21 protein-coding genes are annotated in these 24,220 nt (G+C 72.5%); 11 read left to right on the top strand and 10 right to left on the bottom strand.

The features are described from left to right. Positions 1 to 65 precede the first annotated feature (65 nt). The 3 genes from ABZ576_RS29795 (at position 66) to ABZ576_RS29785 (ending at position 2,855) form a co-directional block, all read left to right on the top strand. Entirely contained in the window at positions 66 to 986 is a 921-nt protein-coding gene (locus ABZ576_RS29795) for an ABC transporter ATP-binding protein (protein WP_360747506.1), read from the top strand. After that, positions 986 to 1,759 carry an ABC transporter permease gene (locus ABZ576_RS29790; protein WP_360747503.1) on the top strand — a complete coding sequence of 258 codons (774 nt, stop codon included), beginning with the start codon at positions 986 to 988 and terminating at the stop codon, positions 1,757 to 1,759. Before ABZ576_RS29795 ends, ABZ576_RS29790 begins: the two co-directional genes overlap by 1 nt. Positions 1,760 to 1,844: 85 nt before the next feature. Continuing rightward, positions 1,845 to 2,855, top strand: coding sequence for a COX15/CtaA family protein (locus ABZ576_RS29785; protein ID WP_360747500.1), 1,011 nt, complete (start codon positions 1,845 to 1,847; stop codon positions 2,853 to 2,855). Between the two features lie 9 nt (positions 2,856 to 2,864). Here ABZ576_RS29785 and ABZ576_RS29780 read toward each other — a convergent pair whose 3' ends face one another. The 3 genes from ABZ576_RS29780 to ABZ576_RS29770 all read right to left on the bottom strand — a co-directional run bounded on the left by ABZ576_RS29780 (position 2,865) and on the right by ABZ576_RS29770 (position 5,572). Beyond that, complete coding sequence (locus tag ABZ576_RS29780; RefSeq protein ID WP_360747497.1) at positions 2,865 to 3,971, bottom strand: amidohydrolase family protein; 1,107 nt, start codon at positions 3,969 to 3,971, stop codon at positions 2,865 to 2,867. Positions 3,972 to 4,197: 226 nt separating this feature from the next. Beyond that, a complete protein-coding gene (locus ABZ576_RS29775) occupies positions 4,198 to 4,518 on the bottom strand; it encodes a hypothetical protein (RefSeq protein ID WP_360747494.1) in 321 nt (106 codons plus the stop codon). A 100-nt stretch (positions 4,519 to 4,618) separates the two neighbouring features. Next, positions 4,619 to 5,572 carry a heme o synthase gene (locus ABZ576_RS29770; protein ID WP_360747748.1) on the bottom strand — a complete coding sequence of 318 codons (954 nt, stop codon included), beginning with the start codon at positions 5,570 to 5,572 and terminating at the stop codon, positions 4,619 to 4,621. 378 nt (positions 5,573 to 5,950) lie between these two features. On the opposite strand from ABZ576_RS29770, the gene tkt reads away from it, so the two are divergent. Genes tkt through pgl form a run of 5 tightly spaced genes read left to right on the top strand, consistent with a single transcriptional unit; the run spans position 5,951 to position 12,633 of the window. Further along, positions 5,951 to 8,053 carry a transketolase gene (gene tkt / locus ABZ576_RS29765; RefSeq protein ID WP_360747491.1) on the top strand — a complete coding sequence of 701 codons (2,103 nt, stop codon included), beginning with the start codon at positions 5,951 to 5,953 and terminating at the stop codon, positions 8,051 to 8,053. 33 nt (positions 8,054 to 8,086) lie between these two features. Beyond that, positions 8,087 to 9,205 carry a transaldolase gene (gene tal, locus ABZ576_RS29760; protein ID WP_360747488.1) on the top strand — a complete coding sequence of 373 codons (1,119 nt, stop codon included), beginning with the start codon at positions 8,087 to 8,089 and terminating at the stop codon, positions 9,203 to 9,205. Between the two features lies 1 nt (position 9,206). After that, positions 9,207 to 10,745, top strand: a complete 1,539-nt coding sequence (gene zwf / locus ABZ576_RS29755) for a glucose-6-phosphate dehydrogenase (protein ID WP_360747485.1) — start codon at positions 9,207 to 9,209, stop codon at positions 10,743 to 10,745. After that, the gene (gene opcA, locus ABZ576_RS29750; protein ID WP_360747482.1) at positions 10,742 to 11,854 is read left to right on the top strand and encodes a glucose-6-phosphate dehydrogenase assembly protein OpcA; all 1,113 of its coding nucleotides are present in this window, start codon (positions 10,742 to 10,744) and stop codon (positions 11,852 to 11,854) included. The genes zwf and opcA overlap by 4 nt, the downstream gene beginning before the upstream one ends. Continuing rightward, positions 11,851 to 12,633 (top strand): 6-phosphogluconolactonase, encoded by a 783-nt coding sequence (gene pgl, locus ABZ576_RS29745; RefSeq protein WP_360747479.1) that lies wholly within the window; start codon positions 11,851 to 11,853, stop codon positions 12,631 to 12,633. The genes opcA and pgl overlap by 4 nt, the downstream gene beginning before the upstream one ends. A gap of 71 nt (positions 12,634 to 12,704) precedes the next feature. Here the strand turns inward: pgl and ABZ576_RS29740 are convergent, their stop codons facing one another. The 5 genes from ABZ576_RS29740 to ABZ576_RS29720 all read right to left on the bottom strand — a co-directional run bounded on the left by ABZ576_RS29740 (position 12,705) and on the right by ABZ576_RS29720 (position 19,327). Beyond that, complete coding sequence (locus ABZ576_RS29740) at positions 12,705 to 13,544, bottom strand: carbohydrate ABC transporter permease (RefSeq protein ID WP_360747476.1); 840 nt, start codon at positions 13,542 to 13,544, stop codon at positions 12,705 to 12,707. Between the two features lie 22 nt (positions 13,545 to 13,566). Then, complete coding sequence (locus tag ABZ576_RS29735; protein WP_360747473.1) at positions 13,567 to 14,919, bottom strand: ABC transporter permease subunit; 1,353 nt, start codon at positions 14,917 to 14,919, stop codon at positions 13,567 to 13,569. A 2-nt stretch (positions 14,920 to 14,921) separates the two neighbouring features. Further along, on the bottom strand, positions 14,922 to 16,247 hold the full coding sequence (locus ABZ576_RS29730) for an ABC transporter substrate-binding protein (RefSeq protein ID WP_360747470.1): 1,326 nt from the start codon (positions 16,245 to 16,247) through the stop codon (positions 14,922 to 14,924). Positions 16,248 to 16,278: 31 nt separating this feature from the next. After that, positions 16,279 to 17,886 carry a glycoside hydrolase family 13 protein gene (locus ABZ576_RS29725; protein ID WP_360747467.1) on the bottom strand — a complete coding sequence of 536 codons (1,608 nt, stop codon included), beginning with the start codon at positions 17,884 to 17,886 and terminating at the stop codon, positions 16,279 to 16,281. Positions 17,887 to 18,055: 169 nt separating this feature from the next. Further along, positions 18,056 to 19,327: an ABC transporter substrate-binding protein gene (locus ABZ576_RS29720; RefSeq protein WP_360747464.1), complete on the bottom strand. Its 1,272-nt coding sequence runs from the start codon at positions 19,325 to 19,327 to the stop codon at positions 18,056 to 18,058. 123 nt (positions 19,328 to 19,450) lie between these two features. On the opposite strand from ABZ576_RS29720, the gene ABZ576_RS29715 reads away from it, so the two are divergent. The 3 genes from ABZ576_RS29715 to ABZ576_RS29705 are packed head-to-tail and all read left to right on the top strand — an operon-like array spanning position 19,451 to position 23,018. After that, on the top strand, positions 19,451 to 19,966 hold the full coding sequence (locus ABZ576_RS29715) for a PadR family transcriptional regulator (RefSeq protein ID WP_360747461.1): 516 nt from the start codon (positions 19,451 to 19,453) through the stop codon (positions 19,964 to 19,966). Further along, positions 19,963 to 20,715 carry an ABC transporter ATP-binding protein gene (locus tag ABZ576_RS29710; protein WP_360747458.1) on the top strand — a complete coding sequence of 251 codons (753 nt, stop codon included), beginning with the start codon at positions 19,963 to 19,965 and terminating at the stop codon, positions 20,713 to 20,715. The genes ABZ576_RS29715 and ABZ576_RS29710 overlap by 4 nt, the downstream gene beginning before the upstream one ends. A 20-nt stretch (positions 20,716 to 20,735) precedes the next feature. Next, entirely contained in the window at positions 20,736 to 23,018 is a 2,283-nt protein-coding gene (locus ABZ576_RS29705) for an FtsX-like permease family protein (RefSeq protein ID WP_360747745.1), read from the top strand. 73 nt (positions 23,019 to 23,091) lie between these two features. Here the strand turns inward: ABZ576_RS29705 and ABZ576_RS29700 are convergent, their stop codons facing one another. After that, positions 23,092 to 23,910 carry a thioredoxin domain-containing protein gene (locus ABZ576_RS29700; RefSeq protein ID WP_360747455.1) on the bottom strand — a complete coding sequence of 273 codons (819 nt, stop codon included), beginning with the start codon at positions 23,908 to 23,910 and terminating at the stop codon, positions 23,092 to 23,094. 157 nt (positions 23,911 to 24,067) lie between these two features. After that, positions 24,068 to 24,220 (bottom strand): hypothetical protein (locus ABZ576_RS29695; RefSeq protein WP_360747742.1); only part of this gene is annotated, 153 nt, incomplete at its 5' end.

Below are 24,220 nucleotides of genomic sequence, written 5' to 3'. Positions count from 1 at the left end.
CCGTGCGGAGGACTTCCCCCACCCGGCCGCCTCGGCGGCGACCGTTCTCCCTAGACTCTGCAGCCATGCGAAGTGAGCCCGTGGTCCAGGTCCAGGCCCTGGTGAAGCGGTACGGCACGAAGACCGCGGTGAACGGCCTCGACCTGGTGGCCCAGGCGGGAGTGACCGCCGTACTCGGTCCCAACGGGGCGGGGAAGACGACCACGGTCGAGACCTGCGAGGGGTACCGGAAGCCGGATTCCGGCACGGTGCGCGTCCTGGGCCTCGACCCGGTACGGCAGTCCGCCGAGCTGCGGCCCCGCATCGGGGTGATGCTCCAGTCCGGGGGCGTGTACTCGGGCGCCCGCGCCGACGAGATGCTCCGGCACATCGCCCGGCTGCACGCGCACCCGCTCGACGTCGGCGCCCTCGTCGAACGCCTCGGCCTCGGCTCCTGCGGCCGGACCCCCTACCGCCGGCTCTCCGGAGGCCAGCAGCAGCGCCTCGCGCTCGCCATGGCCGTCGTGGGCCGCCCGGAGCTGGTCTTCCTGGACGAGCCGACCGCCGGCCTCGACCCGCAGGCCCGCCGGGCCACCTGGGACCTGGTGCGGGACCTGCGCGCCGACGGCGTCTCGGTGATCCTCACCACGCACCACATGGACGAGGCCGAGCAGCTCGCCGACGACGTGGCGATCATCGACGGCGGCCGGGTCATCGCCCAGGGCTCCCCGGAGGAGCTGTGCAAGGGCGGTGCCGAGAACACCCTGCGCTTCACCGGCCGCCCCGGCCTCGACGTCGGCTCCCTGCTCAAGGCGCTCCCGGCGGACTGCACGGCCGCCGAGCTGACCCCGGGCGCCTACCGGGTCGTCGGCAAGATAGACCCCCAACTGCTGGCCACGGTGACCTCGTGGTGCGCCCAGCACGGGGTGATGCCGGACCGCATCTCGGTGGAACGGCACACCCTGGAAGACGTCTTCCTGGAGCTGACCGGCAAGGAGCTGCGCTGATGACCACCGCGTCGGGCACCTACACCCCCGAGCCGGGTGCGGCCCCCCTCCCCCGCATGATCGCGGCGCAGGCGGCGCTGGAGACGAAGATGCTGCTGCGCAACGGCGAGCAGCTGCTGCTGACGGTCGTCATCCCGACCCTGCTGCTGGCGCTCTTCAGCTCGGTCGACATCGTGGACACCGGCGCGGGCGAGGCGGTCGACTTCCTCGCCCCCGGCGTCCTGGCCCTGGCCGTGATGTCGACGGCGTTCACCGGCCAGGCCATCGCGACGGGCTTCGAGCGCCGCTACGGCGTCCTGAAGCGGCTCGCCTCCTCCCCGCTGCCCCGCTGGGGCCTGATGGCCGCCAAGACGGCGTCCGTGCTGGTCACGGAGGTCCTCCAGATCGCCCTGCTGACCGCCGTCGCCTTCGCGCTCGGCTGGGACCCGCACGGCGGCCCGGCCGCCGTCCTGCTCCTGCTGCTCCTCGGCACGGCCGCCTTCTCCGGGCTCGGTCTGCTGATGGCGGGCACGCTGAAGGCGGAGGCGACGCTGGCCGCCGCCAACCTGGTCTTCCTGCTGCTGCTCGTGGGCGGCGGAGTGATCGTGCCGCTGGAGAAGTTCGGCGCGGCCGGCGAGCACGTCCTCGCCCTGCTGCCGATCTCGGCGCTCTCCGACGGCCTGCGGGACGTGCTCCAGCACGGCGCCGGCATGCCCTGGGGCGACCTGGGCGTCCTGGCCGCCTGGGCGGTGGCCGGCCTGGCCGCGGCCGGGAAGTTCTTCCGCTGGGAGTGAGCGGGGCGGCACGCGGAGAAGTGTGAGCGGGCCGACGAGCGCCCGGCGACCCCCTCGTGAACGCGTGCACAAGCAGCGGCCTACGATGGTGGGCGTGCCAAAGCTGACCCGCGCCGACGTCGTAGCGGCCCTGCGCAACCCGCTCGCCTTCATCGCCGACCGCTGGAGTCCGGATCCCCGGACCGTCCGGCGGGCGGCGCTCGCCGCGCTCGTGATGTCGGTGGTCATCGTCGTGACCGGCGGCGCCGTACGCCTGACCGGCTCGGGCCTCGGCTGCCCGACCTGGCCCACCTGCACGGACGACTCGCTGACCACCACCCGGGCCATGGGCTTCCACGGGGTCATCGAGTTCGGCAACCGCATGCTGACCTACGTGCTGTGCGCCGCGGTCGGCTGGGCGATCATCGCGGCGCGCTCCGGCAAGCCGTGGCGGCGCTCGCTGACCCGGCTGGGCTGGGCGCAGTTCTGGGTGGTCATGGGCAACGCGGTGCTCGGCGGCATCGTCGTGCTGGTCGGCCTCAACCCGTACACGGTCGCCGCGCACTTCCTGCTCTCCTCGGCGCTGATCGCCATCGCCACGGTGATGTGGCAGCGCGCGCGGGAGGGCGACGAGGCGCCGCGTCCGCTGGTCGGCAAGGCGGTGCAGCAGCTGGTGTGGTTCCTGGTGGCCGCGTCCGTGCTGCTCATCGCGGTCGGCACGGTGGTGACCGGGGCCGGGCCGCACGCCGGCGACTCCAGCGAGGTCGACCGCATCCCGATCGACTGGGAGACGGTCGCCAAGCTGCACGCGGTGCTCGCCTGGATCGTCGTCACCCTGACCTTCGCCCTGTGGTTCGTCCTGAAGGCGGTCGACGCCCCTGCGGGGCCGCTGGCCCGCACCCGCGAGCTCTTCGTCGTCCTGCTCGCCCAGGGCGTGCTCGGTTACGTGCAGTACTTCACGCACCTGCCCGAGGTCCTGGTCGGCCTGCACATGCTCGGCTCGTGCCTGATCTGGATCGCCACCCTGCGCGTCCTGCTCGCGCTGCGCGAGCGCCCGGAGCTCCCGCCGGACCTGCCGGACGCCGCGGCGCGGACGCCGGTCGGCACCCGGGCGTAGGCCACCGGCTCACCCGAGCCCGTACACCCGGCGCGCGTTGTCCGCCGCGATCAGCCGGGCCACCCGCCGGGCGTCCTCCGGGGACCAGGCGCCCTCGGCGACCCAGGTGCCGAGGACCCGGCTCAGGGCCTCGCGGAAGAGGCGGGCACCGACGACGTGCAGTTCGGGCAGGCCCTGGGCGCCGGTGGAGAAGAGGATCTTCCCGAAGGGGGCCAGTTCCAGGATCTCGGCGAGGACCGTGGCCGCCCGGGCGCCGGTGCGGACGAGCGCCGCGCCGGAGTCGGCGTAGACGTGCGGGAAGACGCCGGCCAGGTGCGCCGCGTGGCGGTGGTAGGGATAGCCGTGCAGCAGAATCAGGTCGGTGCCGAGGCCGGCGGTGGCGCGGACGAAGTCCGTGAGGAGCACCGGGTCCGTGCGGTCGATGCGGGAGCCCGGCTCGCCGAGACCGGCGTGCAGCTGCAGCGGCAGGCCGGAGGCGACCGCGATCCACAGCAGGTGCCGCAGCAGCACCGGATCGGTGAGCGCGCCGCCGACCCGCCGTCCGGCCAGCCAGCGGCCCGCCGCGCCGCGCACCTCCCCCGGCCCCGGCGGCTCCGGAGCCAGGGCCAGCCCGTGCCGGAGCCCCGCGACGGAGGTGAAGGCGACGGCGGTCGCCGCGGCCCCGTGCACCGACTCGGCGAGGTTGGCGAGGAAGGAGTCGACGGTGCCGGAGGTGTCGGCGACCTGCTCCGCGAGCAGCTCCAGCCGGACGATCTCGCGGGCCTGGGCGGCGCCCGCGGTGGCCAGCTCCGCCGGGCCGGTGAGGTCGCCGGGCAGGCCGGTGTCGACGAGGTAGGTGGTGATCCCGCTGCCGCGCAGCAGCCGCCGGTCCGCCTCCAGGACGCCGAGTTCCCGGCGCCGCGCCAGGTAGCGGGCGGGCGGGCAGTGCGGTTCCAGGCCGAGCAGGGGTGGGCACCAGCGCCGTACGGCGAAGCCGGTCTGGGTGTCGAAGAGGGTGGTGCCGGGAGCGGGCGGGCCCTCGGTCCGCGCCAACTGGGCCTCGAAGGTGCCGAGGCCCAGCTCCGTACGGAGCACCCCGTGGCAGTACTGGTCCACGAGGGACGGCGTTTCGATCATCCGGGCTCCCCGTGAGGACGCGTGCTGCCTTACACGTCCTAACGGGTGAACGGGGTGTGAGGTCGCGGACGAACTCGCGCGGCCGTACCGGCGTGCGCTCGGGCCGCGCGGGCGCCGACGGCCGGGACGCCTCTCGCGGGCGCGCCGCTCGGCCGCCGGCCGCGTGCGCCCGGGCCGCGCGGGCGCCGGAGCGCCGGCGGCCGGGACGCCCTCCCGGGCGCGCCGCTCAGCCGCCGACCTGGATGCCGGCCATCCGCTTCCACTCGTACGGGCCCGTCGTCACCTTCGCCGCGAACTCGCCGTCGAAGTCCTCGTGGACCGTGATGCCGGAGAGGGCCACCGCCTGCTCGGCGATGGCGTACGTGGGGGCCACCAGGTCGCCCCAGCCGCCGTCCTCGCCGACGAGGACGATGCGGGCACCGCGTTCGCCGATGTGGGCCACCTGGCCCTCCGCGCCGCCGTGCGCCTTCGCGAAGGCGCTGATCTGGTGGGCGAGCCGGGACACCTTGCGCTCGGCCCGCGCGTCAACCTGCTGCGTGTCTGCCATGGCCAGGATGCTACCGACGGGTAGACCGAACGGCGACGGGAGGGGCGGGTGGCCTTGGCCACCCACCCCTCCCGTCGGGGAAGGCGTGCGGAGGAGGGGCTCAGCGGAGGAAGGGGTCCACCGCGACGGCGACGAAGAGGATCGACACGTAGGTGATCGACCAGTGGAAGAGCCGCATCTCCTTCAGCTTGGCGCCGGTGACCTCGGCCTTCGCCCGGTTCTGCAGCCCGTGCGCCTCCCAGAGCCAGAAGCCGCCGGCCGCGAGGGCCACGGCCGTGTAGAACCAGCCGGTGTAGCCGAGCGGGGTCAGCAGCAGGGAGACGGCGACCATCACCCAGCTGTAGATGACGATCTGCCGGGCGACGACCTTGTTGGAGGCGATGACCGGCAGCATCGGCACGCCCACGCGCGCGTAGTCCTCCTTGACCTTCATGGACAGCGGCCAGTAGTGCGGCGGGGTCCAGAAGAACATCACGAGGAAGAGGATGACCGGCGCCCAGGACATCGAGTTCGTCACCGAGGACCAGCCGATCAGCACCGGCATGCAGCCCGCGATGCCGCCCCACACGATGTTCTGTGACGTGCGCCGCTTGAGGATCATCGTGTAGACGACGACGTAGAAGAGCAGCGCCCCGAGTGACAGCCAGGCGCTCAGCCAGTTGACGGTGAGACCGAACAGCAGCGTCGAGACGACCGCCAGGGTGATGCCGAAGGCCAGGCACTCGCGCGGGCTGACCATGCCGGTCACCAGCGGCCGCTGCGAGGTGCGGTCCATCAGGGCGTCGATGTCCCGGTCGATGTACATGTTCAGCGCGTTGGCGCCGCCCGCGGAGAGGTAGCCGCCGACGCAGGTCAGCAGGACCAGCGTCAGGTCGGGCACACCCTGCTGGGCCAGGAACATCACCGGAACGGTGGTGATGAGCAGCAGCTCGATGATCCGCGGCTTGGTCAGTGCCACGAACGCCTTGACACGGGCCCCGAACGGCCGGTGGACCGGGCTTTGGCTCGCACCGAGCACCCCCGCTGGACGGGATTCGACGGCCGTCACGCACACCCCTGACAGAGACATCCCAGCAAGCCTCCCCCTGTGAAGTCCCGGTAAAGGCTCGCGCGTACCACGCCACTTTAGACGTTGCCCATACCCCGGCCTTCGCGGGGGTGGGGTCGTGTTGGCGCACACCCCATAAGAGGTGCCCCACCCCTCGATTGAGCGCTCAGTTGTCGCAGCCCGTATTCATGTGCCAAATGCCGTCTCGGCCAGTCGGGAGGCGGATCGCATCGAGTCCCGGCAGTCTGGAAACACTCGAAAAAACGCACGTCCTTACGGGGGTAGGCTCGGCAGCGGCCGGCGGGCAGAAGCACGCCGGTGGCCGGGTGGGCGCGTGCCCCGACGACCGGCGACCGATCATGTGGAGAGGAGCCCTGACCCAGGGTGAGCACCAAGCCGACCACCACAGACCTCGAGTGGACCGAGCTGGACCAGCGGGCCGTGGACACCGCCCGCGTCCTGGCCGCCGACGCCGTACAGAAGGTCGGCAACGGCCATCCCGGTACGGCGATGAGCCTGGCTCCGGCCGCCTACACCCTCTTCCAGAAGGTGATGCGGCACGACCCCGCCGACCCCGAGTGGGTCGGGCGCGACCGTTTCGTACTGTCCGCCGGCCACTCGTCCCTGACCCTCTACACCCAGCTCTACCTGGCCGGCTTCGGCCTGGAGCTGGACGATCTGAAGGCGTTCCGGACCTGGGGTTCCAAGACCCCCGGCCACCCGGAGTACGGGCACACCAAGGGCGTCGAGACCACCACCGGTCCGCTCGGCCAGGGTGTCGCCAACGCGGTGGGCATGGCGATGGCCGCCCGCTACGAGCGCGGTCTGTTCGACCCGGAGGCCCCGCAGGGCGAGTCCCCCTTCGACCACTTCGTCTACTGCATCGCCGGTGACGGCTGCCTCCAGGAGGGCATCTCCGCCGAGGCGTCCTCGCTGGCCGGGCACCAGAAGCTCGGCAACCTGATCCTGCTGTGGGACGACAACCACATCTCCATCGAGGGCGACACCGAGACGGCCGTCTCGGAGGACACCGTCAAGCGGTACGAGGCCTACGGCTGGCACGTGCAGCGCGTGGAGGCGCAGGACAACGGCGACCTGGACCCGGCGGCGATCTACGCCGCGATCCAGGAGGCGAAGCGGGTCACGGACAAGCCGTCCTTCATCGCGATGCGCTCGATCATCGCCTGGCCGGCCCCGAACGCGCAGAACACCGAGGCCGCGCACGGCTCGGCGCTGGGCGACGAGGAGGTCGCGGCCACCAAGCGCGTCCTCGGCTTCGACCCGGAGCAGTCCTTCGAGGTGTCCGACGAGGTCATCGCCCACACCCGCCAGGCGCTGGAGCGGGGTGCCGAGGCGAAGGCCGAGTGGGAGAAGTCCCTCCAGGTGTGGCGGGACGCCAACCCGGAGCGGGCCGCCGAGTTCGACCGGATCAGCCGGGGCGAGCTGCCCGCCGGCTGGGAGGAGAAGCTCCCGGTCTTCGAGCCGGGCAAGGGCGTCGCGACGCGTGCCGCGTCCGGCAAGGTGCTCCAGGCGCTCGGCGCGGTGATCCCCGAGCTGTGGGGCGGTTCCGCCGACCTCGCCGGGTCGAACAACACCACGATCGACAAGGACAGCTCGTTCCTGCCCGAGGGCAACCCGCTGCCGGAGGCCAACCCGTACGGCCGCACGATCCACTTCGGCATCCGCGAGCACTCCATGGGCGCCGAGATGAACGGCATCGCCCTGCACGGCAACACCCGGATCTACGGCGGCACCTTCCTCGTCTTCTCCGACTACATGCGCAACGCCGTGCGCCTGTCGGCCCTGATGCACCTGCCGGTGACGTACGTGTGGACGCACGACTCCATCGGTCTGGGCGAGGACGGCCCCACCCACCAGCCGGTCGAGCACCTGGCCTCGCTGCGCGCGATCCCGGGCCTGAACATCGTGCGTCCGGCGGACGCCAACGAGACCGCGATCGCCTGGCGCGAGATCCTCAAGCGCTGGACCAAGGAGTTCGGCAAGGGCCAGCCGCACGGCCTCGCGCTCACCCGCCAGGGCGTGCCGACGTACGAGCCGAACGAGGACGCCGCCCGTGGCGGCTACGTCCTGTTCGACGCCGAAGGGTCCGACGGGCAGAGCGCGGCGGCGCAGGTGATCCTGATCGCCACCGGTTCCGAGGTGCACGTGGCGGTCGAGGCGCGTGAGCGGCTCCAGGCCGAGGGCGTCCCGACCCGGGTCGTGTCCATGCCGTCCGTGGAGTGGTTCGAGCAGCAGGACCAGGGGTACCGGGACTCCGTGCTGCCGCCGTCCGTCAAGGCCCGGGTCGCCGTGGAGGCGGGCGTCGGGCTGACCTGGCACAAGTACGTGGGGGACGCCGGCCGCATCGTTTCCCTGGAGCACTTCGGTGCGTCCGCCGACGCCAAGGTGCTCTTCCGGGAGTTCGGCTTCACCGCGGAGAACGTGGCCGCGAAGGCGCGGGAATCCCTCGCCGACGCCCAGCGCTGACGCTCACATACGACACGTAGGAGATGTAATTCCATGACAGACGCACTCAAGCGCCTCTCCGAGGAAGGCGTCGCGATCTGGCTGGACGACCTGTCGCGCAAGCGGATCACGTCCGGCAACCTCGCCGAGCTGATCGACCAGCAGCACGTCGTGGGCGTCACCACCAACCCGACGATCTTCCAGAAGGCGATCTCCCAGGGCGACGGCTACGACCAGCAGCTGTCGGACCTCGCCGCCCGCAAGGTCACCGTCGAAGAGGCCATCCGCATGATCACCACGGCGGACGTCCGCGACGCCGCCGACATCCTGCGCCCGGTCTTCGACGCCACCGGCGGCCAGGACGGCCGGGTCTCCATCGAGGTCGACCCGCGCCTGGCGCACAACGAGAAGGCGACCGTCGCCGAGGCCAAGCAGCTGGCCTGGCTCGTCGACCGCCCCAACACCCTCATCAAGATCCCGGCCACGATGGCGGGCGTCCCGGCGATCAGCGAGGTCATCGGCCTCGGTATCAGCGTCAACGTCACGCTGATCTTCTCGCTGGAGCGCTACCGCGCGGTCATGGACGCCTACCTCACCGGCCTGGAGAAGGCCAAGGAGCGCGGCCTGGACCTGTCGCTGATCCACTCCGTGGCGTCCTTCTTCGTGTCCCGCGTGGACACCGAGATCGACAAGCGCCTGGACGGCATCGGCACCGAGGAGGCCAAGGCGCTGCGCGGCAAGGCCGCCGTCGCCAACGCGCGTCTGGCCTACCAGGCGTACGAGGAGGTGTTCTCCTCCGACCGCTGGAACGCGCTGGAGAACGCCGGCGCCAACAAGCAGCGTCCGCTGTGGGCGTCGACCGGCGTCAAGGACCCGGCCTACCCGGACACGCTGTACGTCACCGAGCTGGTCGCGCCGAACACGGTCAACACCATGCCGGAGGCCACGCTGGAGGCCACCGACGACCACGGCGAGGTCACCGGTGACACCGTCACCGGCACCTACGAGCAGGCGCGCGCCGACCTCGACGCGCTGGAGCGGCTCGGCATCTCGTACGACGACGTCGTGCAGGTGCTGGAGGACGAGGGCGTCGAGAAGTTCGAGGCGTCCTGGAACGACCTGCTGAAGTCCACCCAGGCGGAGCTCGAGCGCCTCGCCCCTTCGGAGGGCTGAGTTGTCACCCGTTTCCGGTTCCGGAGCGAACCCGCTTCGTGACCCGGCCGACCGACGGCTCCCGCGCATCGCGGGGCCGTCGGGTCTGGTCATCTTCGGCGTCACGGGCGACCTGTCGCGCAAGAAGCTGATGCCCGCGGTCTACGACCTCGCCAACCGGGGTCTGCTGCCGCCGGGCTTCTCGCTGGTGGGCTTCGCCCGCCGCGACTGGGAGCACGAGGACTTCGCCGAGGTCGTGCACGACGCGGTCAAGGAACACTCGCGCACCCCCTTCCGGGAGGAGGTCTGGCAGCAGCTCATCCAGGGGATGCGCTTCGTCCAGGGCACCTTCGACGACGACGAGGCGTTCGAGCGGCTGCGGGCCACCATCGAGGAGCTGGACAAGGCACAGGGCACGGGCGGCAACTTCGCCTTCTACCTGTCCGTGCCGCCGCGCTCCTTCCCGGTGGTCATCCAGCAGCTGAAGAAGCACGGTCTGGCCGACCAGACCAGTGGTTCCTGGCGCCGCGCGGTCATCGAGAAGCCGTTCGGCCACGACCTCGCCTCGGCCGAGGAGCTGAACAAGGTCGTGCACGAGGTGTTCGAGCCGGACCAGGTGTTCCGGATCGACCACTACCTGGGCAAGGAGACCGTCCAGAACATCCTGGCGCTGCGCTTCGCCAACACGATGTTCGAGCCGATCTGGAACCGGTCCTTCGTGGACCACGTGCAGATCACGATGGCCGAGGACATCGGCATCGGCGGCCGGGCCGGCTACTACGACGGCATCGGCGCCGCCCGGGACGTCATCCAGAACCACCTGCTCCAGCTCATGGCCCTGACCGCCATGGAGGAGCCCGCCTCCTTCGACGCGGACGCGCTGGCCGCGGAGAAGGAGAAGGTGCTGGGTGCCGTGCGGCTGCCGAAGGACCTGGGCCGCAGCACCGTGCGCGGCCAGTACGCGGCCGGCTGGCAGGGCGGCGAGAAGGTCATCGGCTACCTCGAAGAGGAGGGCATCGACCCGAAGTCGAAGACCGACACCTACGCCGCGGTCAAGCTGGAGATCGACAACCGCCGCTGGGCGGGCGTCCCCTTCTACCTGCGCACCGGCAAGCGCCTCGGCCGCCGGGTGACGGAGATCGCGGTCGTCTTCCAGCGGGCCCCGCACTCGCCGTTCGACACCACGGCGACCGAGGAGCTGGGCCAGAACGCGATCGTCATCCGGGTCCAGCCGGACGAGGGCGTGACCGTCCGCTTCGGCTCCAAGGTGCCCGGCACCTCGATGGAGATCCGGGACGTCTCCATGGACTTCGCCTACGGCGAGTCGTTCACGGAGTCCAGCCCGGAGGCGTACGAGCGGCTGATCCTGGACGTGCTGCTGGGTGACGCCAACCTCTTCCCGCGCACGGAGGAGGTCGAGCTGTCCTGGAAGATCCTCGACCCGATCGAGGAGTACTGGGACGAGCACGGCAGGCCCGCGCAGTACAAGTCGGGCACCTGGGGTCCCGTGGAGGCGGACGAGATGCTCGCACGAGACGGACGGAGCTGGCGCCGGCCATGAAGATAGACCTGACCGACACCACCGCCGGAGAGATCAACAAGGCTCTGGTGCGGGGCCGCCGCGCCATCGGCACCCCCGCCGTGGGCATGGTCCTCACCCTCGTCATCGTCACGGACGAGGAGAACGCCTACGACGCCCTGAAGGCCGCCAACGACGCCTCGCGCGAGCACCCCTCGCGCACGCTGGTGGTCATCAAGCGGGTCTCCCGCTCCGCGCGCGACCGCACGTCCTCGCGTCTGGACGCCGAGGTACGGGTGGGCGCGGACGCGGGCACCGGCGAGACGGTCGTGCTGCGGCTGTACGGCGAGGTCCTCGAACACGCCGACTCGGTGGTCCTGCCGCTGCTGCTGCCGGACGCACCGGTGGTCGTGTGGTGGCCGGTGAACGCGCCGCTGGACCCGGCACAGGATCCCCTGGGCGCGCTCGCCCAGCGCCGGGTCACCGACAGCTACGCCGCCGAGCAGCCGGTGCGGGAGCTCGCGGCCCGTGCCACGGCCTACACGCCCGGCGACACCGATCTGTCCTGGACCCGGATCACGCCGTGGCGTTCGATGCTGGCGGCGGCCCTGGACCAGGTCGTCTGCGAGGTGACGGCCGTCGAGGTGGAGGGCGAGGAGTTCAACCCGAGCTGTGAGCTGCTGGCGATGTGGCTCGCGGACCGGCTGGACGTGCCGGTGACGCGCTCGCTGTCGTCCGGTCCGGGGCTCACGGCGGTCCGGATGGACACCAGCTGCGGCCCGATCGTGCTGGACCGGGCGGACGGCTCGCTGGCCACCCTGGCCATCGAGGGCCAGCCGGCCCGCGCTGTGGCGCTCAAGCGGCGGGACACCGCCGAGCTGATCGCGGAGGAGCTGCGCCGGCTGGACCCGGACGACACCTACGCGTCGGCGCTGCGCTACGGCGTGGAGCGGCTCCACACGGTTCCGGTGCAGGCGTCCGAGCAGCCTTCCGGGCCGGTCGCCGAGGAGGCTTCCGAGCCGGTCGCCGAGGAGGCGGCCGGGCCGGTCGCCGAGCCGGAGCCGGTCGAGGAGGCCGCGAAGGCGCCCGCGAAGAAGGCGGCCGCGAAGACCGCCAAGAAGGTCCCGGCGAGGAAGGCGGCGGCGAAGTGAGCACTCCGCAGCTGGTCGTCCACCGCGACAAGGAGCTGATGGCGCAGGCCGCCGCGGCCCGCCTGATCACGAAGATCGTGGACGCGCAGGCCTCCCGGGGCACCGCGTCCGTGGTCCTCACGGGCGGCCGCAACGGCAACGGCCTGCTCGCGGCGCTGGCCGCGTCACCGGCCCGGGACGCCATCGACTGGACGCGGCTCGACCTCTGGTGGGGCGACGAGCGCTTCCTCCCCGAGGGCGACCCCGAGCGCAATGTCACGCAGGCCCGCGAGGCCCTGCTGGACTCCGTACCGCTGGACCCGGAGCGCGTGCACGCCATGCCCGCCTCCGACGGCCCGTACGGCACGGACGTGGAGGCGGCCGCGGAGGCGTACGCGGCGGAGCTGGCGAAGGCGGCCGGCCCGGAGAACCACGGTGCGGTGCCCACCTTCGACGTCCTCATGCTGGGCGTCGGCCCGGACACCCATGTGGCCTCGCTCTTCCCGGAGCTGCCGGCCGTGCGGGAGACCGAGCGGACGGTGGTCGGCGTGCACGGCGCGCCGAAGCCGCCGCCCACCCGGATCAGCCTGACCCTTCCGGCGATCCGGTCGGCCCGCGAGGTGTGGCTGCTCGCGGCGGGCGAGGACAAGGCGGAGGCCGCGGCCATCGCCCTGTCCGGCGCGGGTGAGATCCAGGCCCCGGCGGCGGGGGCGTACGGCCGGGCCCGCACCCTGTGGCTGCTGGACTCGGCCGCGGCCTCGCAGCTGCCCCGGTCGCTGTATCCGCCCGCGTCGCCGTAGGGCGCACGCGCGAAGTGGCGGCGGGAACCGGAGGTTCCCGCCGCCACTCGTCTGTCCACCGGTCCCGCCGGTCACTTCACCGAGCCCGCCATCACGCCCTGCACGAAGTGCCGCTGGAAGGCGAAGAACACCGCGACCGGCACGATCAGCGACAGGAACGCACCCGGCGCGAGGACGTCGATGTTGCTGCCGAACTGCCGGATCTGCGACTGGAGTTCCACGGTCAGCGGCTGCGCGGAGCTGTCCGCGAAGAGCAGCGCGACCAGCATGTCGTTCCAGACCCACAGGAACTGGAAGATGGCGAGCGAGGCGATGGCCGGGCGCCCCACGGGCAGCACGAGCCGGATGAAGATGCGCCATTCGCTGCCGCCGTCCATCCGCGCCGCTTCCAGCATCTCCTTCGGTATCTCCGCGAAGTAGTTGCGCAGCAGGAACACCGCGAACGGCAGTCCGTAGGCCACGTGGAAGAGGACGACGCCGGGGATGGTGCCGAACAGGCCCAGCTGGCCGAAGAGTTTGGCGACGGGCAGCAGGCCGATCTGCACCGGCACCACCAGCAGGGCCACCACCAGCAGGAAGAGCGGCTCCCGCAGGGGGAAGTCCAGCCAGGCGAAGGCGTATCCGGCGAGGGCCGCGATGACGACGACCAGCGTGGTGGCCGGCACCGAGATCAGCACCGTGTTCCAGAACGCCTGGGTGATGCCCGCGTTCCCCAGCAGCGCCGAGTAGTTGTCGAAGGACAGCCGGCCGGGGCCGGCCAGCGCCGTCCACCAGCCGCCCTTCGCCGTGTCCTGGGCCGAGCGCAGGGAGGACACGAACAGGCCCGCCAGCGGGGTGAGCCAGACGAGGCCGATCACCACCAGGGACGCCTGCACCAGGCCGTTGGCCAGACCCCGCCTGATCGCGTTCACGGCTGGCTCCTTCGCTGACTGCTCATCGCTGACTCCTTCGGAAGCGGCGGACGTTGAAGACCATCGCGGGGACCACCAGCAGCAGGAGCAGGACGCCCAGAGCGCTGCCGAGGCCCTGGTTGTTGCCGCCGCCGAAGGACACGAGCCACATCTGGGTCGCGAGGACGGTGGCGTCCTCCTGCACCGGTCCCGGCGCGATGATGTAGACGAGGTCGAAGACCTTCATCACGTTGATCACGAGGGTCACGAAGACCACGGTGAGCACGGGTGCGAGCAGCGGGACGGTGATCCGGCGGAAGATCTGCCACTCGTTCGCCCCGTCCATCCGGGCCGCCTCCAGCGCGTCACGGGGAAGCGTGGACAGGCCGGCGCCGATCAGGACCATGGCGAAGCCCGTCCAGATCCACAGGTAGGCGCCGATGATCGCCGGGGTGACGAGGGCCGGGCCGAGCCAGGAGACGCCCTGGTAGGGCGGGGCGAAGTTCGACTCGGGCAGGGTCACCGCGTACGGCCCCGCCGTGAGTCCCGAGAGGCGGAAGGAGCCGTCGGCGGCCGTCGTGGTGCTCGCCACGGTCTTCCCGTCGCGCACCGCCTGGACCTTCATGCCGGGCAGGCCGCTCTCCTTCGGGTCGACCTTCCCCTGCTTCCCTCCCCCGCCCGGGGTGAAGTCCAGGTAGACGACCCCGCGCAGTTCGCCGGGGCCGGCCTTGGGCGGGGCCGGCGCGGCGGGCCGGGCGTCGCGGGGCAGGTCCTTGGGCGGCACGCCGACCATCGGCAGGGTCACCGAGTCGCCCGCCGACGCGGTCGCGCGGTAGGAGCCGTCCCGGTCGTGGGCGAGCACTCCGGTGCGGCCGCGGGCCGTCGGGTAGGTCGACGTGCCCTGGAAGGCGTCGTGGACGGAGACGACGGCCGCGTTGAGCACGCCCTTGTCCGGGTCCTCGTCGTAGGCGAGCCGGAAGATGATGCCGGCGGCGAGGAAGGACACCGCCATCGGCATGAAGAGGAGCAGTTTGAAGGCGGTGGCCCAGCGGACCTTCTCGACCAAGACGGCCAGGATGAGGCCGAGGCCGGTGAGCAGGGCGGGGGCGACGACGACCCAGACGGTGGTGTTGCGGATGGCCTTGAGGGTGGCCGGGTCGCGGAACATCTCGGCGTAGTTGTCGCCGCCGACGAACCGGGTGCCGGAGGCGTCGAAGAGGCTGCGGCCGACGGAGAACAGCACCGGGTAGACGACGAGCGCGCCGAGCAGGAGCAGCGCGGGGAAGACGAAGAGCAGGGCGATGAGCCGGCCGCGCCGCCGGCCGCGGCGCGCGGGCGCCGGGCCGGTGGCGGGCTGCGGGGCCGCCTGCCGCTTCTCGACAGTGGTGGCGGTCATGGTCAGTCCCGGTACGCCTTGGCCGCGGCGGACTCCAGCTTCGCCGCGGTGCCCTTCGGGTCCGAGGGGTCGCGCAGGAAGTCCTGGAGGAGCTTCCACTCGCCGGTGCCCTTGGTGCCGCCGAAGGCCGCCGGTGCCTGGTCGGACATGTCGAAGCGGACGGAGTCCCCGGCGCCGACGAGGGACTCGGCGGTGGCGCGGGTGACGTCGTCGCCGTACGACGCGAGGTCCAGCTTCTTGTTCGGGGACAGAAATCCGCCCGCCTTGGCCCAGACGGCCGCGGCCTCGGGGGTGGCGAGGTACTCCAGGAGCTCCATGCCGGCCTTGGCGTTCTTGCCGTCCTTGAGGACGACCGCCGCGTCACCGCCGCTGACGACCGGTGCGCTGCCGCCGTCGACCGCGGGGAAGGGGAAGAAGTCCGCGTCCTTGCCGATGGTCCTGCCGTACTGGTCGTGGGCGACACCGGCGACGAAGTCGCCCTCGTAGACCATGCCGGCCTCGGGCTCGGGTCCGAAGACCTTCTCCACCGAGCCGGGGAAGTCGGTGTTGAGGGCGCCCTTCCGGCCGCCCGCGATCAGCTGCTTGTCCTCGAAGAGCTTGCCGAGGGTGGTGAGCGCCCGGACCACCGTGGGGTCGGTCCACTCGAGTTCGTGGGCGGCGAGGGCGTCGTACTTCTCGGGGCCGGCCTGGGAGAGGTAGACGTTCTCGAACCAGTCGGTGAGGGTCCAGCCGTCCTGGCCGGCGACCGCGAAGGCGGCGAGGCCGGAGTCGGAGACGGTGTGCCCGGCCTTCAGCAGGTCGGCGTACGTCTTGGGGGGCTTGACCCCGGCCTGGGCCAGCGCGTCGGGGCTGTACCAGACCGTCGACTTGTGGGCGGCCTTGAAGTAGAGGCCGTACAGCGTGCCGTCGACGCTGCCGTACTTCTTCCACACCGGCGCGTAGCCGGCGTCGACGGACTTCCGGGTGGCCGGCGAGAGCGGCTTGAGCCAGCCCTTCTCGGCGAACTGCTTGAGGACGCCGACCTGCGGGACCATGACGACGTCCGGCGCGTTGCCGCCCTCGATCTTGCTGCCGACGACCGTGGAGACGTTGTCCCCGGTCGACACGAACTGGGTCTTGGCGCCGGTCTTCTCGGCGAACGCGTCCAGGACCTTCTGGAAGTTCTTCTGCTCGCTGCCGGACCAGACGCCGGCCACGGTGACGGTCTGGCCGCTGAGCGCCTTGCCGCCGCCGCCCGCGGAGACGGATCCGCCGCCGCAGGCGGTGGTGCCGAGGGCGAGCGCGAGGGCGGTGCAGCCGGTGAGCAGGGTCGTGCGTCGTCGCATCATCGTTGACGGACCTTTCGTCAGGGACGGGTGATCAGAGGTCGTTCAGCCACCAGGCCGCCGTGGCGCCGGGCAGCACGCCGGGCGGGCAGGGGCCGCTGGACAGCAAGGGGGTGCCGGGGGCCGGTGCGGGGGCGCCCGCGGTACCGAAGTTGACGGCGCAGACCAGGCCGTCGCCGCGGACGAAGGCGAGGACGCCCGGCGGGGTGTCCAGCCATTCGAGGGAGCCCTCGCCCAGCTGCGGCAGTGTCTTGCGCAGGTGCAGGCCCTCCCGGTACAGGTGCCAGAAGGAGCGGGTGTCGGCGAGGGCCCGGTCGGTGGCGTACTCGGCGAAGTAGTCCGGCTGCGGCAGCCAGGGCTTGGCGCCCTCCGCCCCGGAGGTGAAGCCGAACGGGGACGCCTGTCCCGACCAGGGCAGGGGCACCCGGCAGCCGTCGCGGATGCGGGCTCGGCTGCCGGTGCGCCGGAAGATCGGGTCGGTGAGCACGTCGTCGGGCAGGTCGACGACCTCGGGCAGGCCCAGTTCCTCGCCCTGGTAGATGTAGGCGGCGCCGGGCAGCGCCAGCATCAGCAGCGCGGCGGCGCGGGCGCGGGCGGCGCCGAGGCCGCTGCCCCCGGTGGCGGGTTCGCCGTAGCGGGTGACGGTGCGGACCTGGTCGTGGTTGTTGAGCACCCAGGTGACCGTGGAGCCGGTGCCGGCGATGTCGTCCATGGCCTCGGAGATGACCTTGCGGAAGGCGTCGGCGTCCCAGGCGGCGCCGAGCAGGTCGAAGAAGAAGGCCTGGTGGAGTTCGTCGGGGCGGACGTAGAGGGCGTGTTCGCGGGCGGTGGGCACGGAGACCTCGCCGACGAGCAGGCGTTCGCGGCCGTCGCGGTCGGCGTACTCCTCGCATATGGAGCGCCAGCGGCGCCACACGTCGTGCACCTCGGGCTGGTTCCAGGCGAGCGGGTTGACCGAGTCGCGGGTGCGGGCGTCGGCCTCCGGGTCGTCGGAGTCGGGCAGCGCGGGGTGCTTGTAGAGGCCGGCGGCGACGTCGATGCGGAAGCCGTCCACGCCCCGGTCGAGCCAGAAGCGCAGGATGCGGTCGAACTCGGCGGGGATCTCGGGGTTGCGCCAGTTCCAGTCGGGCTGTTCCGGCGTGAACATGTGCAGGTACCACTGGCCGTCGGCGACCCGGGTCCAGGCCGGTCCGCCGAACATGGCGTGCCAGTTGTTGGGCGGCTCGCTGCCGTCGGGTCCGCGGCCGGCCGCGAAGTGGAAGCGGTCGCGGGCCGGGCTGCCGGGCGCGCTGTCCAGGGCCTCGCGGAACCACGGGTGCTCGCTGGAGCAGTGGTTGGGGACGATGTCGAGGAGCACCTTGATGCCGAGCCGCCGGGCGGCCGCCATCAGCAGGTCGAACTCGGCGAGGTCGCCGAAGACCGGGTCGACGTCGCGGTAGTCGGAAACGTCGTAGCCGTGGTCGTGCTGCGGCGAGGGGTAGAACGGGCTGAGCCAGATCCCGTCGACGCCGAGCTTCTTCAGGTACGGCAGTCCGGCCCGGACGCCGGCCAGGTCGCCGATGCCGTCTCCGGTGCTGTCCAGGAAGCTGCGGACGTAGACCTGGTAGATCACCGCGTCGCGCCACCAATGATGCCTGTTCACCCTGTGGAACCTGTCTCTGAAGGGCGGTCGTTATGCATGCATGTTAGGTAGGCCGCCGGCGAAGGTGTCAACGAAATGAACGGAAGATACTGGCGAGTTGGGTGCCCAGGTCAGGGCAAATCACCCCAAGACGAGCGCAGTCGTGATGGGGACGTTACTTAACAAGTAACTATCGACGGGCGATGGCGTCGAGCTCGCGCGCCAGCCGGCGCACGGCCTGGCCGGGCGTCTGGCGCCCGGTGAGCGCGTCCTGCACGACCGCCTGCACGGCCAGGCTGACCTGGTCGTAGTGCGGGCTCTTGGGGCGCGGGCGGGCGGTGAGCACCGCGGTGCGCAGGGTCGGCAGGTAGGGGAATCGCCGTACCAGGGCGGGATCCTCGTACAACGCGGCCCGCACCGGCGGCAGCGCGCCGCGCGTGAGCACCTGGCGCTGCACGGACTCGCTGGTGAGGTAGGCGATCAGGCGCACGGCGGAGTCGGGGTGCCGGGCGTGCGCGTTGACCGCGAGGTTGGAGCCGCCGAGGACGCTCGTCCCCGGCCCGTCGGGCCCCGGCAGCGGCACGGCGCCGATCCGCCCGGCGACCTTCGTGCCCCGCTCCGCGGCGACGGCGTAGGCGTAGGGCCAGTTGCGCAGGAAGAGCAGCCTGCCGTCCTGGAAGGACTGCTTGGACTCCTCCTCCTTGTACGTCAGCGCCCGCCGCGGGATCCAGCCCTCGCGGAGGCCGCGGGCCAGGAAGCCGATGCCCTCGCGGGCGGCGGCGGAGTCCACGGTGACCCGGGTGCCCTCACCCCCGAGGATGGTGCCGCCCGCCGAGTACACGGCCTCGGCCGCGTTCACGGTGAGGCCCTCGTAGGGCAGGAACTGGCCCGCGTACCCGTCGAGGCCGTACTTCGGCGCGATGGTCTGCGCGGCGCGCTCCAGCTCGGCCCAGGTACGCGGCGGCGGCACGCCCTCCTTGCCGAGGACGTCCTTGCGGTACAGCAGGAGTCCGGCGTTCGTCACGTACGGGACCGCGTACAGCCGTCCGTCGTAGGTCGCCGTGTCCACGACCGGCGGCAGGAAGCTGCCCAGCGGGAAGCGGTCGCGGGGCAGCGGGCGGATCCAGCCGGCCGCCGCGAACTCCGAGGTCCAGTCGACGTCGATGTTCAGGACGTCGAACCGGCCCCGGTCGCCGCCGCGCAGGTCCGTCGCCATCTGCGCGTGCGTCTCGTCGGCGGAGTCGGGCAGCTCGACGAGCGTGACCTCCTCGCCGGGGTGGGTGCGGTTCCAGCCCTGGAGCAGCGGGCCGAGATAGCCGGTGAGATCCCCGGCGGTGGCCAGGGTGAGCGGCCCGCGGCCGCCCTGCGCGGGCCCGCCGGCGCCGGCGCCCGAGGCCACGTACCCGGCCATGATCACGACGAGAACGAGAAGGCCCCTACCGGCGGCGCGTATCCACCGCATAGGTTCCTCCCTGTACACCGGCACCACGGGCACCCTCGCCCGCGGACAGAGGCCATGTATACCTGTTAGGTATGCGCGATACTAGGGCCTGGAGCACATGGAGCAGACAGGAGGACAGCACGAGTGCGCCTGCCCCTCCTGGCACTCCTGGCCCGTGGCCCGGCCCACGGCTACGAGCTGAAGCAGGACCTTGAGCAACTGCTGGGCGCCGCGTACCCTCAGCCGAACGTCGGCCAGGTCTACGTCACCCTCGGCCGCCTGGAGAAGTCCGGGCTGATCGAGGGCGAGGACGTCGAGCAGTCCAGCCGGCCCAACAAGAAGGTCTACCACCTCACCGAAGCCGGGCGTGAGGCGCTGCGCGTCTGGTTCGAGGAGACCGAGGACGAGCCGCGGGTCCGGGACGAGTTCTTCATGAAGCTCGCCCTCGCCCCGCAGACCGGTCTCGCCGACCAGATCGCCCTCATCAACCGGCAGCGGCGCCAGTACCTCACCACCATGCGCAACCTGTCGAAACTGGCCGCGGCCGAGAACCGGGACAACCGAATCGCCCACCTGCTGATCGAGGGCGCGATGCTGCACCTCCAGGCCGACCTGGACTGGCTGGAGCGGTGCCAGGAGGAACTGGAGGAGTTGGAGTGAGCGACGACCACCCTCCGGTGCTGCGCGCCGAGGGCCTGGTGAAGACCCACCACGGCGAGGGCGCACCGGCCCACGCCGTACGCGGGGTCGACCTCAGTGTCGCCCGGGGTGAGTTCGTGGCGATCACCGGGCCGTCCGGCGCCGGCAAGTCGACGCTGCTGCACCTGCTGGGCGGGCTCCAGCGGCCGGACGCCGGCAGCGTCTGGCTCGACGGCCGGTGCACCGACTCCTTCGGCGAGGCACGCTGGGCGGTGGAACGCCGCAGGTCCATCGGCATCGTCTTCCAGTTCTTCAACCTGGTGTCGAACCTGTCCGTCGCCGACAACGTCGAGCTGCCCGCCCTGCTCGCCGGCGTCCCGCCGAAGAAGGCCCGCGCCGAGCGGGAGGCGCTCCTGGCCGAGCTGGGCCTCGCGGGCAAGGAGCGCAGCATGCCGGGCGAGCTGTCCGGCGGCGAGCAGCAGCGGGTCGCCCTCGCCCGCGCGCTGGTCAACCACCCGCCGCTGCTGCTCGCCGACGAGCCGGCCGGCAGCCTGGACAGCAAGGGCACCCGCGAGGTCATGCGGCTGCTGTCCCGCTTCCACGCACGCGGGCAGAGCATCGTCCTCGTCACGCACGACGCCCGGCTGGCCAGCGCCGCGGACCGGGTGATCAGCTTCTTCGACGGCCGCATAGCCGACGACGCCGCCCTGGACGACGCCCCGCCGTCCCGGCGCGGCGGCATCTCCGGTGTGCTGGAGCTGAGGGACTGACGGTGCCGGATCTCAGGGACGTGCGGGCCGCCCTCCGCTGGGCGCAGTCCGATCTGCGCAACCACCGCGGCGAGGCGCTGTTCCTGGTGCTGGCGACCGCCGGGATCGTCGCCTCCCTGCTGCTGGCCACCGCCCTGTTCGGCTATGCCACCAACCCCTGGCAGCGGACGTTCGCCGAGGCGCGCGGGGCGCACGTGTGGCTGCACACCGCGCTGTCCGCCGACGCCGGCAAGCTGGCCGGGCTGGACGGCGTCGGCTCCGTCGCCGGTCCCTACCGCACCGAGTCGGCCACCGTCGCCGCCCGCGGCACCCGGGCCTCGGTGGAGCTGCGCGGCACCCCGCGCCTGCCCGCCGTCTCCCGTCCCCTGCTCACCGCCGGGCACTGGCTGAACCCGGCCGCGCCGGACGGTGTGGTGCTGGAGAGCAGCCTGGCCCGGGCCCTGCTGGCCGAGCCCGGGGACACCCTGACGCTGCCCGGCACCGCCCGCACCCTGACCGTCGAGGGCATCGCGGACAGCGCCGAGCCCCGCTACCGCCCGGGCGAGCAGCCGGGGCTGGTGTGGGCGCTGCCGGGCGCGGTGCGCGCACCGGCCGGGCAGGTCATCGGGCTGCGGCTGGGCGACCCGGCCGACACGGACTACGCGGTGCAGCGTGCCGTCACCGTGCTGGGCGCGGGCGCGGTCGGCGAGGTCTCCACCTGGCAGCAGGCGCGCGCCGAGGCCCAGGGCGGCAACCGGCTGCTCGGCCAGGTGCTCGGGCTGTTCGGTCTGGGCGCGCTGATCGCCGCCGGGTTCGCGGTCCACGGCGCGATCTCCACCCGCATCCGCGGACACCTGCGGGACCTGTCGGTGCTGAAGGCGATCGGCTTCACCCCCGGCCAGGTGGTGCGGGTCTTCCTCCTCCAGCACCTGGCGTACGCCGTGCTCGGAGCCGTGGCCGCGGCCGCCCTGACCGAGGGGCTGGGCAGCCGGGTCCCGGGCCGGCTCGGGGACGCGGTGGGGGTGTGGCAGGGGCTGCCCGGACACACCCTGGCGCTGGGCGTGGTGCCGGCGGCCGCGGTGCTGTTCATCGGTCTGACCACGGGGCTCGCGGCCTGGCGGGCCGGACGGGTGCCGCCGGTACCGGTGCCGCGTCCGGCGGCGCCGGCCGGCGGGCGGCTGACCGGGCCGGCCCGGCGGGCGCTCGGACTGCGGCTGCCGGCCGCGCTGGTCCTGGGCTGCCACAAGGCGTTCTCGGGCCGCGGCCGGTCGCTCGCGGCCGTGGCCCGGCTGACGCTGCCGCTGCTGCTGATCGTGGTGGCGCTCAGCGCGTGGACCACGATCGACCGCTTCCACAGCAGCCCCGAGCGGGTGGGACTGCCGACGGCGCTCACCGTCCGCTCCGACGGCGTCCTGGACGCGGCCGCCGTACGGGCCGTGCTGACCCGGGACTCCGGGGTCGCGGCCGTCTACCCGGGCGTCGAGGTGGCCGCGCTGGTCCCCGGGCAGACGGGGACGATCGCGCTGCGCGGCGTCGGCACCCGCGCCGAGCCCTACCCCTACACCCTCGCCGAGGGCCGCCCCGCGCGCGGACCGGACGAGGCGGTGGCCGGCCAGGGCCTGCTCGACGTGCTGCACGCGCGGGTCGGCGACTGGGTCCGGATGACCGTGGGCGACCGCCCGCAGATCCTGCACATCGTGGGCCGCGACATCGAGCCGCGCAACGCCGGCCGGGTGGTGACCACCTCCCTGGACACCCTGCGCGAGAACGACCCCGGGCTGTCGCCGGCCTTCCACGAGCTGCGGCTGCGCCCCGGCGCCGACCCGCGGCAGGTGGCCACCGCGCTGGCCGCGGCCGGCGCCGGCCACCTGGAGGTGCACCCCGTGACGAACCCCGCCGACGGGCTGTCCCCGCTGCGCGGCGTCGTCGCCGGCCTGATCGCCGTGCTGGCCCTGATCGGGCTGGTCGAGCTGCTCACCGCGATCGGCGGCAGCGTCCGCGAGAGCGAGCGGGACGTGCTGGCGCTCCGGGCGATCGGCATGTCACCGCGGCAGATCGCCGCGATCACCGTCACGGCGACGAGCTGTACGACCCTGGCGGCGGTCGTCGCCGGTACGGCGCTGGGGCTGCCGCTGGCCCGCCGGCTGATCGACGCCCAGGGCGGCTCCAGCGGCATCGGCGCCGGGATCGCCCGGTCGCCCTCCCCGGGCCTGCTGCTCCTGCTCGGCTCGGCCGCCGTGCTGGGCGCGGCGGCGCTCGCCACGCTGCCCGCGGCCCGCGCCGCCCGCCGCCGGCTCGCGGACACGCTGAGCGCGGTGGCCTGAGCCGGTATCAGGCCGGGGGCGGGGCCGGGCCGGGCGCGGGCCTGGCCGGGGGCGGAGGCGGGCCGAGCCGGCGTCAGGCCGAGCCGGTGTCCATCGCGTCGAGGACGTCGAAGAACGAGCCGTCCCACGACTCGGGGTTCTCCGCGATGTTGGCGAGCAGCTCGCCGAAGACCTCGCCGTCGAAGAACAGCCCGTTGTACTCGGCCGGGATGCGGACGCCGTCGATGTCCATGGTCGGCGTGCCCGGCCCCCGCGGATCCTCCTTGCCGCCGGCGCGCTCGTAGGCCCTCTCGGACGCGGTCACGAACGACCGGTACTTCATGGTCTTCACGGCCGAGTCGAACGCGGGCCCGCGCAGCCCGTCGATCCGCCCCGCCAGCTTGAGCAGATAGGCGTCGGTGAAGCCGTCGACGCTCTCCTCGGGCTGGTGGGCGTAGAGCATCTGGTGGTATTCGGCGAACTTGCCGGCGTCCAGCGCGGCCCGCAGGGCGTTGACCGCCTTCTCGGATCCCGAGCCGCCGACCCGGTCGTCCAGGAAGGAGGCCAGGGTGTACTCGATCCGCACCTGGCGGCGGACGGCGGCCTTGTGCAGAACCGGCCCGCCGCCGTCGGTCTCGAACTCCTCGCAGACCGGGCACCGCGGGTCCTCGTACAGGCGCACCACCAACGGGGCCTTCGGGTCGCCGACCACGATGGCCGTCCCGTCCGCCGCGAGCCGCTCCGGCACGTCCTCCAGTCCCGCGTAGTCCCCCGTGACCTGTGCCGTGGCCGTCGGACGGCCCTTCTCGGCGTCCGGCTCACCGTCCGACGACCGGTTGCCGCCGCCACAGCCCGCCGCGGTCACGGCCGTCACGGCCACCGCCACGGCCGTGGTGAGCGCCCTGCGTATCATGCGTGCTTCCTCCCCTGGATCAGCGGAACCTTAGGCGATCGGCACGGGAAACGCACAACGCCGTCCGCCACGGCCGGCGGGCGGGCGGTGGCGGACGACGGGCGGTGACGGACGGTGGCGGCCGACGGAGGACGGCCGGCGAGCGGACGGCGGCGGTTCAGCTGCGGCCGCGCAGCTCCCGGTACCGGGCGACCAGCGCGCGCGTGGAGGCGTCCAGGCCGGGGACGTCGGCGCCCTCGGTGAGGGCGGGCTCGACCCGCTTGGCGAGGACCTTGCCCAGCTCCACGCCCCACTGGTCGAAGGAGTCGAT

The organism is Streptomyces sp. NPDC013455, from assembly GCF_040632975.1.
Classification (GTDB): domain Bacteria; phylum Actinomycetota; class Actinomycetes; order Streptomycetales; family Streptomycetaceae; genus Streptomyces.
The sequence above is the reverse complement of the archived record's forward strand: the minus strand, read 5'-3'. Positions and strand labels throughout refer to the sequence as shown.